This is a genomic window from Apilactobacillus quenuiae, assembly GCF_002994005.1.
GTDB classification, from domain to species: domain Bacteria; phylum Bacillota; class Bacilli; order Lactobacillales; family Lactobacillaceae; genus Apilactobacillus; species Apilactobacillus quenuiae.
This window is the reverse complement of sequence record NZ_POSN01000003.1, coordinates 143,023-157,743: the sequence shown is the minus strand read 5'-3', so window position 1 is coordinate 157,743 and position 14,721 is coordinate 143,023. Positions and strand designations below refer to the sequence as shown.

The 14,721-nt window shown below is 29.6% G+C and carries 18 protein-coding genes; 11 read left to right on the top strand and 7 right to left on the bottom strand.

All coding sequences use genetic code 11. The features are described 5' to 3' along the window. Positions 1 to 263 precede the first annotated feature (263 nt). Both C7N44_RS04910 and C7N44_RS04905 read left to right on the top strand, forming a co-directional pair. Complete coding sequence (locus C7N44_RS04910) at positions 264 to 470, top strand: hypothetical protein (RefSeq protein WP_105956798.1); 207 nt, start codon at positions 264 to 266, stop codon at positions 468 to 470. A gap of 92 nt (positions 471 to 562) precedes the next feature. Continuing rightward, positions 563 to 823, top strand: coding sequence for a hypothetical protein (locus C7N44_RS04905; protein ID WP_105956797.1), 261 nt, complete (start codon positions 563 to 565; stop codon positions 821 to 823). A 3-nt stretch (positions 824 to 826) separates the two neighbouring features. Here the strand turns inward: C7N44_RS04905 and C7N44_RS04900 are convergent, their stop codons facing one another. Continuing rightward, a complete protein-coding gene (locus tag C7N44_RS04900; protein ID WP_263851160.1) occupies positions 827 to 1,231 on the bottom strand; it encodes a P-loop NTPase family protein in 405 nt (134 codons plus the stop codon). 7 nt (positions 1,232 to 1,238) lie between these two features. Next, positions 1,239 to 1,358 (bottom strand): sigma 54-interacting transcriptional regulator, encoded by a 120-nt coding sequence (locus C7N44_RS08120; protein WP_225362947.1) that lies wholly within the window; start codon positions 1,356 to 1,358, stop codon positions 1,239 to 1,241. Positions 1,359 to 1,490: 132 nt separating this feature from the next. On the opposite strand from C7N44_RS08120, the gene C7N44_RS04895 reads away from it, so the two are divergent. The 3 genes from C7N44_RS04895 to C7N44_RS04885 are packed head-to-tail and all read left to right on the top strand — an operon-like array spanning position 1,491 to position 3,206. Continuing rightward, positions 1,491 to 2,048 carry a TetR/AcrR family transcriptional regulator gene (locus C7N44_RS04895; protein ID WP_105956796.1) on the top strand — a complete coding sequence of 186 codons (558 nt, stop codon included), beginning with the start codon at positions 1,491 to 1,493 and terminating at the stop codon, positions 2,046 to 2,048. Then, positions 2,041 to 2,655: an NAD(P)H-dependent oxidoreductase gene (locus tag C7N44_RS04890; protein WP_105956795.1), complete on the top strand. Its 615-nt coding sequence runs from the start codon at positions 2,041 to 2,043 to the stop codon at positions 2,653 to 2,655. The genes C7N44_RS04895 and C7N44_RS04890 overlap by 8 nt, the downstream gene beginning before the upstream one ends. Next, the gene (locus C7N44_RS04885; protein WP_105956794.1) at positions 2,652 to 3,206 is read left to right on the top strand and encodes a DNA-3-methyladenine glycosylase I; all 555 of its coding nucleotides are present in this window, start codon (positions 2,652 to 2,654) and stop codon (positions 3,204 to 3,206) included. The genes C7N44_RS04890 and C7N44_RS04885 overlap by 4 nt, the downstream gene beginning before the upstream one ends. 435 nt (positions 3,207 to 3,641) lie before the next feature. On the opposite strand, the gene C7N44_RS04880 is transcribed toward C7N44_RS04885, so the two are convergent. Further along, positions 3,642 to 4,508: a tyrosine-protein phosphatase gene (locus C7N44_RS04880; RefSeq protein ID WP_105956793.1), complete on the bottom strand. Its 867-nt coding sequence runs from the start codon at positions 4,506 to 4,508 to the stop codon at positions 3,642 to 3,644. A 120-nt stretch (positions 4,509 to 4,628) separates the two neighbouring features. On the opposite strand from C7N44_RS04880, the gene C7N44_RS04875 reads away from it, so the two are divergent. After that, the gene (locus C7N44_RS04875) at positions 4,629 to 5,066 is read left to right on the top strand and encodes a hypothetical protein (protein WP_105956792.1); all 438 of its coding nucleotides are present in this window, start codon (positions 4,629 to 4,631) and stop codon (positions 5,064 to 5,066) included. A 77-nt stretch (positions 5,067 to 5,143) separates the two neighbouring features. Beyond that, entirely contained in the window at positions 5,144 to 5,386 is a 243-nt protein-coding gene (locus C7N44_RS04870) for a hypothetical protein (protein WP_105956791.1), read from the top strand. 50 nt (positions 5,387 to 5,436) lie between these two features. Here the strand turns inward: C7N44_RS04870 and C7N44_RS04865 are convergent, their stop codons facing one another. Next, positions 5,437 to 5,763: a hypothetical protein gene (locus tag C7N44_RS04865; RefSeq protein ID WP_105956790.1), complete on the bottom strand. Its 327-nt coding sequence runs from the start codon at positions 5,761 to 5,763 to the stop codon at positions 5,437 to 5,439. A 269-nt stretch (positions 5,764 to 6,032) separates the two neighbouring features. Between C7N44_RS04865 and C7N44_RS04860 the strand changes: the two genes are divergently transcribed. Further along, positions 6,033 to 7,403 (top strand): NAD-dependent succinate-semialdehyde dehydrogenase, encoded by a 1,371-nt coding sequence (locus C7N44_RS04860; protein ID WP_105956789.1) that lies wholly within the window; start codon positions 6,033 to 6,035, stop codon positions 7,401 to 7,403. 62 nt (positions 7,404 to 7,465) lie between these two features. Here C7N44_RS04860 and C7N44_RS04855 read toward each other — a convergent pair whose 3' ends face one another. Beyond that, positions 7,466 to 7,945 (bottom strand): helix-turn-helix domain-containing protein, encoded by a 480-nt coding sequence (locus tag C7N44_RS04855; protein ID WP_105956788.1) that lies wholly within the window; start codon positions 7,943 to 7,945, stop codon positions 7,466 to 7,468. Between the two features lie 396 nt (positions 7,946 to 8,341). Between C7N44_RS04855 and C7N44_RS04850 the strand changes: the two genes are divergently transcribed. Together C7N44_RS04850 and C7N44_RS04845 are read left to right on the top strand one after the other, a co-directional pair. Next, on the top strand, positions 8,342 to 8,974 hold the full coding sequence (locus C7N44_RS04850) for a hypothetical protein (RefSeq protein WP_105956787.1): 633 nt from the start codon (positions 8,342 to 8,344) through the stop codon (positions 8,972 to 8,974). Further along, the gene (locus C7N44_RS04845) at positions 8,974 to 10,014 is read left to right on the top strand and encodes a DUF916 and DUF3324 domain-containing protein (RefSeq protein WP_105956786.1); all 1,041 of its coding nucleotides are present in this window, start codon (positions 8,974 to 8,976) and stop codon (positions 10,012 to 10,014) included. The genes C7N44_RS04850 and C7N44_RS04845 overlap by 1 nt, the downstream gene beginning before the upstream one ends. Before the next feature lie 67 nt (positions 10,015 to 10,081). On the opposite strand, the gene C7N44_RS04840 is transcribed toward C7N44_RS04845, so the two are convergent. Both C7N44_RS04840 and C7N44_RS04835 read right to left on the bottom strand, forming a co-directional pair. Then, entirely contained in the window at positions 10,082 to 10,816 is a 735-nt protein-coding gene (locus C7N44_RS04840; protein WP_105956785.1) for an amino acid ABC transporter ATP-binding protein, read from the bottom strand. Beyond that, complete coding sequence (locus C7N44_RS04835) at positions 10,813 to 12,258, bottom strand: amino acid ABC transporter substrate-binding protein/permease (protein WP_105956784.1); 1,446 nt, start codon at positions 12,256 to 12,258, stop codon at positions 10,813 to 10,815. The genes C7N44_RS04840 and C7N44_RS04835 overlap by 4 nt, the downstream gene beginning before the upstream one ends. A 349-nt stretch (positions 12,259 to 12,607) precedes the next feature. Between C7N44_RS04835 and C7N44_RS04830 the strand changes: the two genes are divergently transcribed. Further along, positions 12,608 to 14,713 (top strand): AAA family ATPase, encoded by a 2,106-nt coding sequence (locus C7N44_RS04830; protein ID WP_105956783.1) that lies wholly within the window; start codon positions 12,608 to 12,610, stop codon positions 14,711 to 14,713. Positions 14,714 to 14,721: the final 8 nt, after the last annotated feature.

Sequence of the window (14,721 nt, the reverse complement as noted above, 5' to 3'; positions counted from 1 at the left end):
AAGAAAACAAGGAAATAAAATACAAGGAAATTCTTTCTGTACGTATATTTTTAAATATACTATCCATTAATCTTGAATAACTATTGTTATATAATAATAGTTATAATTATTGCAATACCTTTTTCATTATATCTTGTAATACAATTCTTAGATATAAAAAAATTGATTGACTAACAATTTTTTTAATAACAATATGAGCTTGTATTTTTGTATATTCACGAATAATATTTATTATTGGGATTTTATAATCATGGAGGATACATATGAATTTATTAAAACTACTCGGTAATGGTATTGGATTAATATTTAGAATGTGGAAATTTTTATTTTTCATTTTATGCTGTATTGCTTTATTTAATCTATTAGGTGGTAACGATGTTGACTGGGATACAGTCGGTCAATATGCTTTACTCATAATTATTGTGATTGTAGTTTGTGTATGGGTACATTACGCTGATAAAAATAAATAATTTATGAATAAAAAGACTAACTATTTTTACTAGTTAGTCTTTTTATAATATATTTAGAGATAGAACGTCATTAATGGAGAAGAGGTTTTTAAATGTTTTGGAATATTTTTAATATTTTTGTTTTCACTTTTACAATAATTAATACTTTTGTTTATTTTAGAAACGAGAAAAAATCAAAGAAGTTAATTGAATATATTTTAAGAAGTGATAGGAATAAAGAATTGATTATTAAAATATTATCGACTGATCAAGAATATTCAGAAAAAGTGAAAAATTTAAGGAAAAACTTTCATCTAAAATTAGGTGAAAGTTTGGATATATTAGGCAAATATAAACAACATAAAATTAATTAATAACTACAGTTTTAATTTATTAAAAGTATTTATATCTAATTTATTTAGATTTAAATCACTTAAAATAATATTTAACATTTGAAATTGATTTATTTCTTCGTTAATAATTTTTTCATTTTTATTTTCTAGGAAATCATGTGGAATGAACCAATTTTTCATGGAAGTTTTGCTGAATTTTTTTAATTTCTTTGTATTATTTCTTTTGATAGTTTCTTCAAAGGACAAGTTATAATAATAACTTAAAGATTTATTGGCCCTTTCTAAGTTATTAAAAAGCATATGACCATATATTTTTTTAATAAATATTCCTTCAACTATTATATAAGTGCAATTCTGTATCCCATATTGGATAATATTATCAATTAAATTTATTGATAAATTTCCAGGCTTATCTTTTACGTGCAACATATTGCGTCTAATATAATCCTGAGAAACTAATAAACTGTTTGTTACTTCCCAATATTTGATGTAGCTTTTTTGCAACAGTAGTTTTACCACTGCCTGAATTTCCTCTTATTAGAATTATGGTAGCCATACTATTCACCTCTATTTTTAAACGATTATATCAATTATTTAATAAATCATAAATTTGTAATTAAAAATAACAGTGTTATTATTTACACAGATTAAAAATAACGTTGTTATTTTTTTACGGAGGAATTTTATTATGAAAGATATTGATAAGGATAAAATTATTGATTTAACTATAAAAGAAATAGATAATTATGGATATAAAAATATTTCTTTACGTAATATTGCAAGTAAGTTAGATGTTACTACTGGTTCTTTTTATAAAAGATTCATAAGCAAAGATGACTTATTTTTTAATGTAGGTATCATTCTTTCAAACAGGGTGTACTTAGAAATATATAACCAAATAGGTAATTATAAGGTAAAGCCTAAAGAAGCTTTACTTAATCTAGGGATAAATATAATTAAATTATTTAATGATAAAACAAACTTGATGGAATTTTTATTTTTTAATCCTAATATTCTGGGTGCATATAGTGACGATAATATAGAAAAGAATTTTAAACTATTAAAGATAACAAAAGAAATAATCTCTATGTGTATTGATAAAGAAAAAGTTAATGATACTTTTATTCAATTATGGTCATTTATTCAAGGATATGGATATTTAATTAGTAATAATGTATGCGAAATAAATTTATTAATAATTAAAGATGCTTTAAATAAATTAGTTGGAAGTGATAAGAATGAATAAAAATTTTTTAATTGTTTATTGTCATCCTTATGATAATAGTTTTAATCATGCAGAATTACTGGCAATAAAAAATAATTTGAATAAACATAATATAAAATTTAACGTTATAGATTTATACAATGACCATTTCAATCCAGTTTATGATAGTGAAGAATTATCATTATTTCATTTAGGTAAAACACATGATACTTTAGTTGTAAAATATCTAAAATTACTTAAAGAATCTACAGATATAATATTTATAACTCCAATTTGGTGGAATAGTATTCCTGGAATGCTAAAAGGATTTATTGATAAGGTTATGAAAGAAGGAGAAGGATTAACTCATACAATAACTAAAACTGGTGTAAGAGGTTTATTAAATAATTTAAATCACACTTATGTTTTTACAACATCTACAACACCAACTTTTTATTTTAAATTGGCAATGGGTAATAGTATTAAAAAAATATTTATTAATAAAACATTGAAACAATTAGGCATGAAACATGCAAAATGGTTTAACTTTGGCGGTATTACTAATTCTAAAATTAATAGAAGAAAACGATATTTGGAAAAGTTAAATAATTTAAAATTAAATTTAACATATAAATTAAAATGGAGATGACACATATCCAACGTTGCACATGGGTAGGCGACAATGCCTTAATGCAAAAATATCATGATGATGAATGGGGGCGTCCATGTCATGATGATCGTGAGCTATTTGAATTATTGTCATTAGAAATTATGCAAGCAGGACTTAGCTGGAAAACGGTTTTAAACAAACGGAATAATTTTAGAAAAGCTTTCAATAATTTTGACATTACTAAAGCAATGAAAATGAATGATCAAGTAGAAGATTTAATGAGCAATGTCGGCATTATTCGAAACCGTTTAAAGATTAAGGCCATTATTAATAATGCTAAAGTTATTCACAATATGAAAGCTTCATTTAATGATTACATTTGGCAATTTATAGATAATAAACCCATCAATCATCACCATACTAACCATTCACAAATCCCATCAACTGATCAAAAGGCTAAATTGATTAGTCAACAAATGAAGAAGGATGGTTTCAAATTTACTGGACCAGTTACGATTTATTCTTTCATGCAGGCAGCTGGTTTAGTTAATGATCATGAAACTAATTGCTTTTTGTATAAAAAGCATTAATAAATTTGAAAGTAAAATAAACCATACTAAAACCCGTAAGATTATCTTTAATTAACCTTATGGAGTCATTTTATAATTATTCTTTATCTTTATAGATTTTTAATATAATATTAAATAGTCGGCACTGGGTAGCCAATCAGGACAATGATTGGAGGCGTCTTTAATGAACATATTATCAACTATTTTCACTTCTGTTATTGCAGGAATTCTAATTAACCTATTTGATCATGTTATTGATTACTTTATTAAAAAGTTCAAGTGTCGATTTAATAAAGATTAGGTAAAATAAAAAAGCTCAACTATTGGGAGTAGTTGGGCTTTTTGTGTGTCTTTAATGAATTTTTTATCAACTACCAATAATATACCATAAAGAAATAATAATACAAATAAAAACGCAAAATTTATCAAGTATTATCTTGGTGTTTTAATTTTATTCTAGATATTTAGTTTGTAGTTTTTTAGCTCATGGATACTTAAACCAATGCCTTTTTTAAGGTATCCCATCATTGAACCATATTTTTGTTCAGCTAGTTTATATGCTTGATCTAAGTATTGTTTCTCAACAATATCATTGTAGTATTCATTTTTAATAGCTAATTTAGTAGCTCCATTTTTCTTCATGGATGTTAAATCGGAATTAGTAGCTTTAGCACGGTATTTATTAGATAGTAGATAATCATGATAAATTTTCTTTTTGTCAAAATTAAGAGCGGTTAAAATCAGTGCGGTAGCAAAACCAGTACGATCTTTTCCGTAACTGCAGTGATAAAGAACGGCTTTATCTTTGGGCGCATGCAACAGTTCGTTAAATAACTTACGATAATTTTTGCGACCGTTTTGATTAATAAAGTAGGTGTAATAAAGAAGCATTCCTTTTTCACCATTTTTATTGAAAACTTTAATATCTGCTTTGTTTTCTTTATCAGAAACAACTGGCGCTTTTACATATTTGATGCCATTAATCTTTGGATCGTTTGCTTTCGCAATTTCACTTGGGGTTCTAAAGTCTATATCGATGCCAACATTATAATTATCTTTTAGCTTATTAAGATCAGCTTTAGTTGCGGTATTTAGTTGAGCTGCTCGAATTAATTTTTTATACTTAATAGTTTTTCCTTTAGTATTTTGATAGCCACCTAGATCTCTAATATTTACAGTGCCTTTTAGCTTTATTTGTCGGCCTGTTTGAGTGGAAGCTTGTACACTAATTTTTTCATTGCTAGTAATTACTGTTGCCATACTGGTAAATAAAATTAATGAAGTTGCAGAAAAAGTAAAGATTTTTTTGAAATTACGATGCATTTTTATCACTCCTTTATTTTAAGTACAAATGTATTATATAAAATGTTCTTATGATTTAAGTAAAAGGCATGTAAATTATAGGTAAATATTGTACTAAAAAAGATTATGATAATATGATGTTTGGAAAAGAGTTTTTGTACTATTAATAAATATTTTACTGGTATTGGTTTACTAAATATTCTTACTGGAGTTGCAATGGTTGTTTCGATTCCGATTTCTTTTGTAATTGGAATGTCATTGTATAATGTTAATCAAGACTTAGGCGATGTTATTTTACTGACAATTGCCTGGATTTTAATATTAACAAGCATCGCTTGTTCTATTTTGGATGCAATTTTAATCTATCGATATCATAAAAATCATTTTTTCTTTAAGACTGGTTTATTTATTGGGGTTATAGGTGGATTATTACCACTGAGCTGTTTTATATTTATTGAATTTTATTCCCAAGCGCCTGATATCTTAGCTATTCTTGTTCAATTTGTATTGTGCTCATTTATTATGCTTTTGATTGCAGTGTTATCTATCTTAGGCAAAATTCATCTAATTTATCGATAGATTCATTTGAACATGGCGCTTTATTTATATTTTAATCTAACGTATAATATATAAATATAGGAGTGATTTTTAAATATATGTTTAATATATTTTCAATTTTATTAATTGTAGTAGTTGTTGTATATGGAATCGTTAGAGAATTTAGAGAACGTCAAACTTTAACTGACTTCCTAAACGATAAAGATAATGTTTTGAAGGTTAATTCAATCATTCAAAAACATAGTGATGATAAGACAGCAGTAGATAAGATTAAAGATGACTTTAATCTAAATAATGCTGTCGCTACCGATGTGTTTGCCTTTGTGCAAAAGATGAATTAAAGATAAAAAATAAACCTAGGAAAGCATTAAAGCTTTTCTAGGTTTATTTTTTACCAAGTTATTGGTGGGATAATTTCTAAAAACATTAACCAAAATAAGATACTAATAATTAAAAAAGTTATATAAAATATTAATAAAAATTTTTGGTAAAACATCGAATGTTTCCAACCATTATTCTCTTTAATTTTACTTTGATAGAAAAAGACTCTAAAAATGCTAATTGGGCCAATAATTAAGATTCCAAAAAGAACGAATACATCTGGATGAAATAGGCTACCTTTGGCTAACTCAATTAATCCGTATATGATCATCCATAATGGTAAAATTAATAATAGTACATCAATTAGTATATCTTTGAAAATTATTTTTTTATTCATTTATAAACTCCTTCATTTGAAGATTTTAACATGAATTATTTTTTATTATTGTGCAAAGATAAACAATAATAAAAAATATTTATATAGATTTTTGAAGGTTAAGGGAGTCCTGGTTACTAGGGCATGTATTTAAGCATTTCATTAGTAAAATATTACTTTGTTAACCTTTTCATTTGCTTTTGCTAATCTTTGGAACTAGTATTTAGTTGTCAAGTTGATAAAGCGCTTTCATTAATGCTGACAAATTAATTTTTGTGGGGGTTAAAATTATGGCATACGTTACTACTTATCCATATACAAATGAAGTTCTAAAAGAATATAAATCAATGAGTGATGAAGATGTTCAAAAAGCTTTAGACAAGGCTGGAAAATTATATCAAGAATGGAAAAATAAGCCCGTTGCTTCCAGAAAATACTATTTGGAAAATGTCGCTGATTTAATGTTAAATAATTGTGATAGTCTAGCTAAAACAATTGTTAAAGATATGGGAAAACTTTATACTGAAGCGGTTGCTGAAGTTAAATTAAGTGCATCCATTGCAAAGTACTATGCTGAAAACGGTGAAAAATTTTTAGCACCTAAACCATTACTAACAAGTGCCGGTAATTCATGGATAGAAAATAATCCTGTTGGTGTTGTTATGTGTGTTGAACCATGGAACTTTCCATATTATCAATTAATGCGTGTTTTTGCGACTAACTTTATGGCCGGTAACCCAGTGATGGTTAAGCACGCCAGCAATTGTCCAGGTTGTGCGTTAGCATTTGAAAAAATTATTAAAGAATCTGGCGCCCCTGAAGCAGCATACCAGAATCTATTCGTAAGTCATGAACAAATTGCTGACATTATTGCTGATAAAAGAGTACAAGGTGTAGCCTTAACTGGTTCTGAAAAAGCAGGTACTCACATTGCTGCTGAAGCTGGTAAAAACTTAAAGAAGAGTACCATGGAACTTGGTGGCAATGATGTTATGGTTGTTTTAGATGATGTTGATATTAAGAAAGCTGCCAAATTAGCTGCATATGCTAGATTATGGAATGCTGGACAAGTATGTGTATCATCCAAACGTTACATTGTTGAACAAAGTATTGCCGATAAATTTATGACTGCTTTGAAAGCAGAATTTGCTAAATATCAACCTGGTGATCCGATGGATGAAAACACTACTTTAGCACCATTATCATCTAAAGGTGCTCAAACTAAGTTAGATCAACAAGTTCAAAATGCAGTGAAAAATGGTGCCAAGATAGAATATGGTGGTGGAATACCTGATATGCATGGTGATTTCTATAATCCAACTATTTTATCTAATATTTCTAAAGACAATCCTGCATATTATGAAGAATTCTTTGGTCCAGTCGCTCAATTTTATGTTGCCAAAGATGATGCCGATGCAGTTAGAATTGCTAATGATTCTAATTATGGTTTGGGTGGCTCAATTGTATCTAAAAACCATGAAAGAGCATCTAAGATGGCTTCTAAGATTGATACTGGAATGGTATTCATTAATGGCATTACTCAAGTTGCTTATCCAGAACTTCCATTTGGTGGAATTAAACGTTCTGGCTATGGCCGTGAGTTAGGTCCTGATGGGATTAAGTCATTTGTAAATCAAAAATTAATTAGTATTACAAAATAAAATCTAATCATACTTAAATTAAAAAGGAATCTATCTTTTAAGGATGGATTCCTTTTTCGATGTTAATGAAGATTTTTAGTTAATGGATATTTTTTATCTAAATATGGTTCTAACCAATGTATTTTAATTAATCTTATAATATAAAAACCAATTATCCATGAAAATGCCCATATCATACCTAGGATACTTACATATTTTGAACTAGATATAAGGTATGCACATATGAGCATTAAAAAAATGTATGTCATTTTTATTGTTTTATTTATTAAATCAAATTCTTCTTTTCTCTTTTTAATTTGATTAGTTTGATCACTATTCATTTCCATAATATCACGACCTTTTTGCGTATCAGATACAGATTCAAATAAATCTCCAACTTTAACATTTAGTGCTTGAGCAACTAATCTTAAAGATTCTAAACTTGCATCGTCTCCTTTTTCGAGTCTTTGAATCGTTCTAACACTTAACCCACATTTACTAGCTAGATGTTCCTGAGTCCATCCATGTTGCTTTCTTAGTTCAGGTATTAATGTTTTATTCATACTTATAATTATATTATTAATACTGTTTGTGTAAACGACACTAACGCGACATGTCCATGACAATTAGACGACAGGGCATTATATCAGCAATAAACGATTATAGATATAAAAATTAGAAAAAATATTATTAAATTTATAGTAAAAAATTATTTAATATATTCAAAATTAAAAAAGCGCTTACAAAAGCCGTTATCATTGAAAATATTATTAAATTATAATAAAAATATTTCTAATGTTACATAATTCATTAATTATGTAATTATAAAATAAAACTAAAAAGATTTATAATAGTAATAGTTAAATCTTAATTGAATTTATTAATGATATTGAAATGTATTCTTATTATTCATAAATTCAATTACCTTTTAAAATTTAATTTTAATTGGAGGATTTTTTATGAAGTTTAGAAATTTATTAAGTTTATCTGCAGTGACTTTGATGTCATTAGGTTTAACGATGGGTGCTACTGGATTGAGTGCTAATGCTGCTCCTACTGGTAATCCTACTGCTCCTACTGATACCTCTAATGGAACAAAATTAGGATCGACTGTCAATAATAGTATTACAACTCATCCTATGTCATTTGAAAATGTTCCATCACTTCCCAATAATAGTAGCATTGATTTATCTAAGGGACGTGGTGCTAATTTATCTGATATGACTATTGCTCTTAATAACCCTACTGGTAGAAATCAAATAGGATATAAAATAAGTGTACTAGGTTCAAAACTAAAGATGTCGTCAGGTTCTAATGATTCTAAAGATGATAGCACTGTTGATAATGTTGCTATGAATTTGAATGGCTCCTCTTTAACTTTAGGTTCAGGAACTAATGTCACAGTAATTGATAATGGTTTAACGAAAGAACAAGGAATGAACAATAGAGCAAATGATGTTTCTCTAACTAATAATTCTATTTCAATACCTAATAATTCAAATCTTCCTCAAAGTATCGGTAGTACAGCAAATTATAACACAACACTAACATGGACTTTATCTGGTGATGGTGTTCAAAATTCAGGTAAATAATGAAAATAATTAAAAATACTTTGATTGGATTATTTTTAGCATTTACTATTATTTTTTTAGTGAACCTAAATGGTTCAAATGTTAAAGCAGCAGGCGTTGATTTTTCTGTCAGCCCTGTTTTTTCTACCGGGCAGAATAAAAAGCAATCTGCATATTATGATTTGAAGTCTAAGCCTAATCAAACGTATCAATTAAAGGCAGCGGTTAAGAATTCTAGTGATCATGATATTACTATTCATGCTAGTGCTAATACGGCACTTACTAGTGATAATGCTAATATTAATTATGGTGAAAATAATGCTAAAACATTTGATACTAGTATGAAGTATCCTTTTAGTAAGCTAGTTACAGATAATAAAAAGAATCTTCATATTCCAGCTAATCAATCTGTAATAACATCTTTTAATGTAAAGGCGCCAGCTGTTACTTTTCCTGGTAAGATATTGGGAAGCTTAACTTTTACTAATGATCCAGATAAAAATGGTAATACTAAAGGAAAATTAACTATCCATAATGCTTATTCTTATGCTTTGCCAGTTTTAATCAGTGAAAATGTGGATGCACAGCCTAATCTTAAATTATTAAAAGCTGGGGGAAAGCTTATTAATGGAAGCAATAGTTTCTATGGACGCTTTCGTAATAATCAGCCCAATTTAATGACTAGTGTTAAGATGTCAGGAGCTATTTACAGTAAAAATGGTTATGATAACCATGAAAAACCATTGTATACAAACATTAATAGGAATGCTTCAATTGCTCCTAACAGTAGTTTCAAGTTCTTAGTACCTACTAATAATCAAGCTTTTAAATCAGGTGATTATGTATATGTAGGTAAGGTTGATTGGGGAAAACATCATTGGAAATATGTAAAAGATTTCCATATGAGTTTTGCTAAAGCTTATCATGCAAATAAAGAAGCTACTGGTGTGCATGCTGATTATACATGGTTATGGCTATTATTAGCAGCATTATTGATAATTCTAATATTAATAATAATTATTATTAAGCTATACTTAAAGAATAAACATAATTCTAAATAATCCAATATACACGCAAAAAAAGAGTTCGATAATAAAATTATCGAACTCTTTTTGATTTATCAATTAATTAAACTGCTAAAACCTTAGATAGGAAGTCTTGTAGACGTTTATTCTTTGGATGGTTGAAGATATCGTCAGGAGTACCTTCTTCCATGATTTTACCTTTATCAACAAAGACAACACGGTCAGCAACTTCTTTCGCAAAGCCCATTTCATGGGTAACCACGACCATGGTCATTCCTTCTTTAGCTAAGTTCTTCATAACTTGAAGCACATCACCAACCATTTCGGGATCTAATGCTGAAGTTGGTTCGTCAAATAGCATAATATCAGGATTCATAGCTAAAGCACGTGCGATTGCGATACGTTGTTGTTGACCACCAGATAATGAATCAACAGAAGCATTGAATTTGTTTTCTAGGCCCACAACTTTAAGCAGTTTTTTAGCTTGTTTTTCCGCATCAGCCTTATTTAATTTACCCAGTTCTACGGGGGCTAACATGATATTTTTACCAACATCCAAATTATGAAATAGGTTAAAGTGTTGGAACACCATCCCAATTTGTTCACGAATTTTATCGATATTGGCATCTTTTTTAGCAATATCTTCTCCATGAATAATAATGGATCCAGAGGTAGGTTCTTCTAATTTGTTTAGTGAACGCAAAAGGGTACTTTTACCAGAACCAGAAGGACCAATAACTACAACCACTTCGTTATCTTTAACTTCTAGGTTAACGCCCTTTAATACATGGTTATCGCCATATTGTTTATATAGGTCAGTTACTTTTATTTTACTCAAATTTTAGTCCTCCTTTTACCCCAATTAGAAAGCCAAGTAAGTAGGGTGATTACAATTAGGTAAATCAATGCGACCATTGCCCATACTTTGAAACCTTCTAAGTTTCTAGCAATGATAATTTTACCAGTTTGTGTAAGTTCAATGATTCCAATTACTGAAAGGATTGAAGTATCCTTCAATGTAATGATGAACTGGTTAATGAAGGATGGCACAATTAGTTTAATTCCTTGAGGTAAGACAACCTTACGCATAGCTTTACCAAATGGTAATCCTAAACTACGGGCAGCTTCCATTTGACCTTTTTCAACAGATTGAATTCCACCCTTAACGAAAGCTGCAATATAAGCACCTTCATCTAACATTAATGTAATTACTCCAGCAGTGAATGCAGGAATCTTAGTTCCAATTAATGTAGGAATTCCAGTGTAAATAAATAATGCCAAAACAATTAGTGGAAGTCCTCTAAATACATAAATGAAAGTAGTGGATAGTCCTTGGAAAAACTTCATAGGAAGCACACCTAGTAATCCAAAGAAAACTCCAATAATAGTAGCAAAGACAATTGAAACAATCGTTAACCATAATGTTTGTAAGAATCCTTGCCATAAGAAGACACGATTTTGTTTTAGAATACCAAAGAATGAATGATTATCACTAGTATTCTTTTTAGCATTTAAATACTTATCAATAATCTTTTTGTATTGACCATTTTTCTTTAAATTAGCTAAACCGGCATTGAACTTATTTAATAATTCTTTATTTTGCCCCTTCTTAACTCCAAAACCAACTGGGGTACCAGCAGCTGGTTTAGTAACAATTTTCAATTGAGTTCCTTGATTAATACCATATTTAAGGACCGGTTGATCATCAAAACATGCGACTGAGTTTCCAGTCATAACATCTTCATAAACATTATTAGAATCATCAAAAGTAGAAATCTTAAATCCATATTTCTTTTGAATTGATTGTGCATATTGAGCACCAGTAGTACCAGTTTTAACGGCAACGGTTTTACCTTTTAAGTCATTAAGACCCTTAGTACTGTTATTATTTTGAGCAACCCCCATTACAACTCCAGAATTATAGTATGGATTTGAAAAGTCGAAGGTACCTTTACGCTCAGGAGTAACTGACATTCCAGCTAACACTCCATCAGCTTGGCCCGCCTGCACGGCTTGAATTGCAGCATTAAAACCTAATGGTTTAATATCAACATTAAAATGCTGGTCTTTGGCAATGGATCTAATCAAATCCATATCAATTCCTACATATTTATTATTATCATTTGCGTATTCAAATGGTGGAAAAGTAACATCCGTACCAATTTCATAAGTTTTTTCAGCAGCCTGTGATTTAGCAGGCACTGCAAATAAACTTAACGCAATGATAAGGCCACAGGTTATTGCTAAGATGCAACGAACCGCTAGTGTATGTCTTTTCATTTGCATAATCTCCTTTAATATGTAATGTTTTATAACATTGTATATTAAATATGATAACAGAAAATGATTTAAAAGTATATTTTATCTATTATAAAAACTGTTTTTTAAGATCTAATGTTATTATTGTTTACATATTCAAACTTTTTTGAAAAAATTTGCCCTTGATAATCATTGCTATTAAAGGGATAGAGGAACTCTTTTAATTTAAAGGTCAAAAAAGGTCAACAAATTACTTGTATTATGTAAAATAGGTGCTATAGTATAGTTGTAATGAAGAAAGGGAATGAATAAATAAAGAAACTTTCTCCATTAATAAAACTAAATAATAAAGAAAAGCGAGGGATGTACTATGGCTAGAGATCCATTCAATCCATTCAATGATGATTTTGATAAAATTTTCAATCAATTCTTAGGTGATACTGGGAGTTCAAACCCACAACGTCGCTACATGGTTAACGGTCAGGAGGTCACCCCAGAGCAATTAGAACAATTAAGAAAATCTGGTCAATTACAAAATGGTCAGATGAATCCACAACAAAAGCAAGGTAATAATGGTAAGAGCATTCTTGATAAGTTAGGTCGTAACTTAACTAAAGAAGCTCGTGATGGGAAATTAGATCCTGTTATTGGTAGAGATAAAGAAATTCAAGAAGCTGCTGAAGTATTATCAAGAAGAATTAAAAATAATCCAGTACTAGTTGGTGATGCTGGTGTTGGTAAAACTGCTGTTGTTGAGGGCTTAGCTCAAGCAATTGCTAAGGGTGATGTTCCAGCAGCAATCAAGAACAAGGAAATTATCAGTATTGATATTTCTGGGCTTGAAGCTGGGACTCAATACCGTGGTAGTTTTGAAGAAAATATTCAAAACTTAATTAAAGAAGTAAAAGCAAAGAAAAATGTAATCCTATTCTTTGATGAAATTCATCAAATTTTAGGTGCTGGTAATTCCGGTGATGAAAGTGGTTCTAAGGGATTAGCTGATATTATTAAACCAGCATTATCTCGTGGAGACTTTACCGTTATCGGTGCTACTACTCAAGATGAATATCGCAATACTATTATGAAAGATGCTGCATTGTCACGTCGTTTTAATGAAGTAAAAATCAACGCTCCTTCAGCCGAAACGACATTAGCTATCTTGAAGGGTGTCCGTAAGCTTTACGAAACACATCACAATGTAGTATTACCCGATGATGTATTGAAAGCTGCTGTTGATTATTCAGTTCAATATATTCCACAACGTAGTTTACCTGACAAAGCTATTGATTTAGTTGATATGACTGCAGCACATTTGGCAGCTCAACATCCAGTTTTAGATCAGAAACAAGTAGAAGACCAAATTGAAACTGAAAAGAAAGCACAACAAGCTGCTGCAGATAAAGAAGATTATGAAGCTGCTTTGAATCACAAAAATGAAATTGATAAATTGAACAAACAATTAGACAACAAGAGTGATGCTAAGAAGGTTACCGCAACTATTAATGATGTTGCTCAATCAGTTGAAAGGTTAACTGGAGTTCCAGTTGCTAAGATGAGCAATAATGATATTGAACACTTGAAGAATATGGGCAGTCGTCTAAAGGGTAAGGTTATTGGTCAAGATGAAGCTGTTGCTGCTGTTTCTCGTGCTATTCGTCGTAACCGTGCTGGTTTTGATGAAGGTAATCGTCCAATTGGTTCCTTCCTATTTGTTGGACCAACTGGAGTTGGTAAAACTGAATTGGCAAAACAATTAGCTTTAGACATGTTTGGTAATAAAGATAATATTATCAGATTAGATATGTCTGAATATTCTGATCCAACTGCTGTATCTAAGTTAATTGGTGCATCTGCTGGTTACGTTGGATACAACGACAATAACAATACTTTAACTGAAAAAGTACGTCGTAATCCTTATTCAATTGTTTTACTAGATGAAATTGAAAAGGCTAACCCACAAGTATTAACATTGTTACTACAAGTCTTAGATGATGGTCGTTTAACTGATGGTCAAGGTAACGTTGTTAACTTTAAGAATACTGTTGTAATCGCTACTTCTAATGCTGGATTCGGTAATGAAAGTGTTACTGGTGACGATAACAAAGATAAGAAGTTAATGGATCGTTTGGCTCCATACTTCCGTCCTGAATTCTTAAACCGTTTCAATGCAATTGTTGAATTCTCACATCTATCTAAAGATAATTTGAAAGAAATTATTAACTTGATGTTAAATGATGTTAACAAGACATTGGCTAAGAAGAATATGGATGTTAAGGTATCTGAACCGGTTAAGGATTACTTAATTGATCAAGGATACGATGAAGCAATGGGTGCTCGTCCATTACGTCGAGTTGTTGAACAAGAAATCAGAGATAAGATTACTGACTTCTACTTAGACCATGAAGACATTAAGCACTTAGATGCTGATATGCAAGATGGTAAGGTAGTAATTAGTGCTGACAAAGCTGCTGCTTAATATAATCA

What these genes read in the sequence shown, in the direction of transcription:
- C7N44_RS04910 (WP_105956798.1), top strand. Translation starts at nt 264, where the DNA reads ATGAATTTATTAAAACTACTCGGTAATGGTATTGGATTAATATTTAGA.
- C7N44_RS04905 (WP_105956797.1), top strand. Translation starts at nt 563, where the DNA reads ATGTTTTGGAATATTTTTAATATTTTTGTTTTCACTTTTACAATAATT.
- C7N44_RS04900 (WP_263851160.1), bottom strand. Translation starts at nt 1,231, where the DNA reads ATGTTGCACGTAAAAGATAAGCCTGGAAATTTATCAATAAATTTAATT.
- C7N44_RS08120 (WP_225362947.1), bottom strand. Translation starts at nt 1,358, where the DNA reads ATGGCTACCATAATTCTAATAAGAGGAAATTCAGGCAGTGGTAAAACT.
- C7N44_RS04895 (WP_105956796.1), top strand. Translation starts at nt 1,491, where the DNA reads ATGAAAGATATTGATAAGGATAAAATTATTGATTTAACTATAAAAGAA.
- C7N44_RS04890 (WP_105956795.1), top strand. Translation starts at nt 2,041, where the DNA reads ATGAATAAAAATTTTTTAATTGTTTATTGTCATCCTTATGATAATAGT.
- C7N44_RS04885 (WP_105956794.1), top strand. Translation starts at nt 2,652, where the DNA reads ATGACACATATCCAACGTTGCACATGGGTAGGCGACAATGCCTTAATG.
- C7N44_RS04880 (WP_105956793.1), bottom strand. Translation starts at nt 4,508, where the DNA reads ATGCATCGTAATTTCAAAAAAATCTTTACTTTTTCTGCAACTTCATTA.
- C7N44_RS04870 (WP_105956791.1), top strand. Translation starts at nt 5,144, where the DNA reads ATGTTTAATATATTTTCAATTTTATTAATTGTAGTAGTTGTTGTATAT.
- C7N44_RS04865 (WP_105956790.1), bottom strand. Translation starts at nt 5,763, where the DNA reads ATGAATAAAAAAATAATTTTCAAAGATATACTAATTGATGTACTATTA.
- C7N44_RS04860 (WP_105956789.1), top strand. Translation starts at nt 6,033, where the DNA reads ATGGCATACGTTACTACTTATCCATATACAAATGAAGTTCTAAAAGAA.
- C7N44_RS04855 (WP_105956788.1), bottom strand. Translation starts at nt 7,945, where the DNA reads ATGAATAAAACATTAATACCTGAACTAAGAAAGCAACATGGATGGACT.
- C7N44_RS04850 (WP_105956787.1), top strand. Translation starts at nt 8,342, where the DNA reads ATGAAGTTTAGAAATTTATTAAGTTTATCTGCAGTGACTTTGATGTCA.
- C7N44_RS04845 (WP_105956786.1), top strand. Translation starts at nt 8,974, where the DNA reads ATGAAAATAATTAAAAATACTTTGATTGGATTATTTTTAGCATTTACT.
- C7N44_RS04835 (WP_105956784.1), bottom strand. Translation starts at nt 12,258, where the DNA reads ATGAAAAGACATACACTAGCGGTTCGTTGCATCTTAGCAATAACCTGT.
- C7N44_RS04830 (WP_105956783.1), top strand. Translation starts at nt 12,608, where the DNA reads ATGGCTAGAGATCCATTCAATCCATTCAATGATGATTTTGATAAAATT.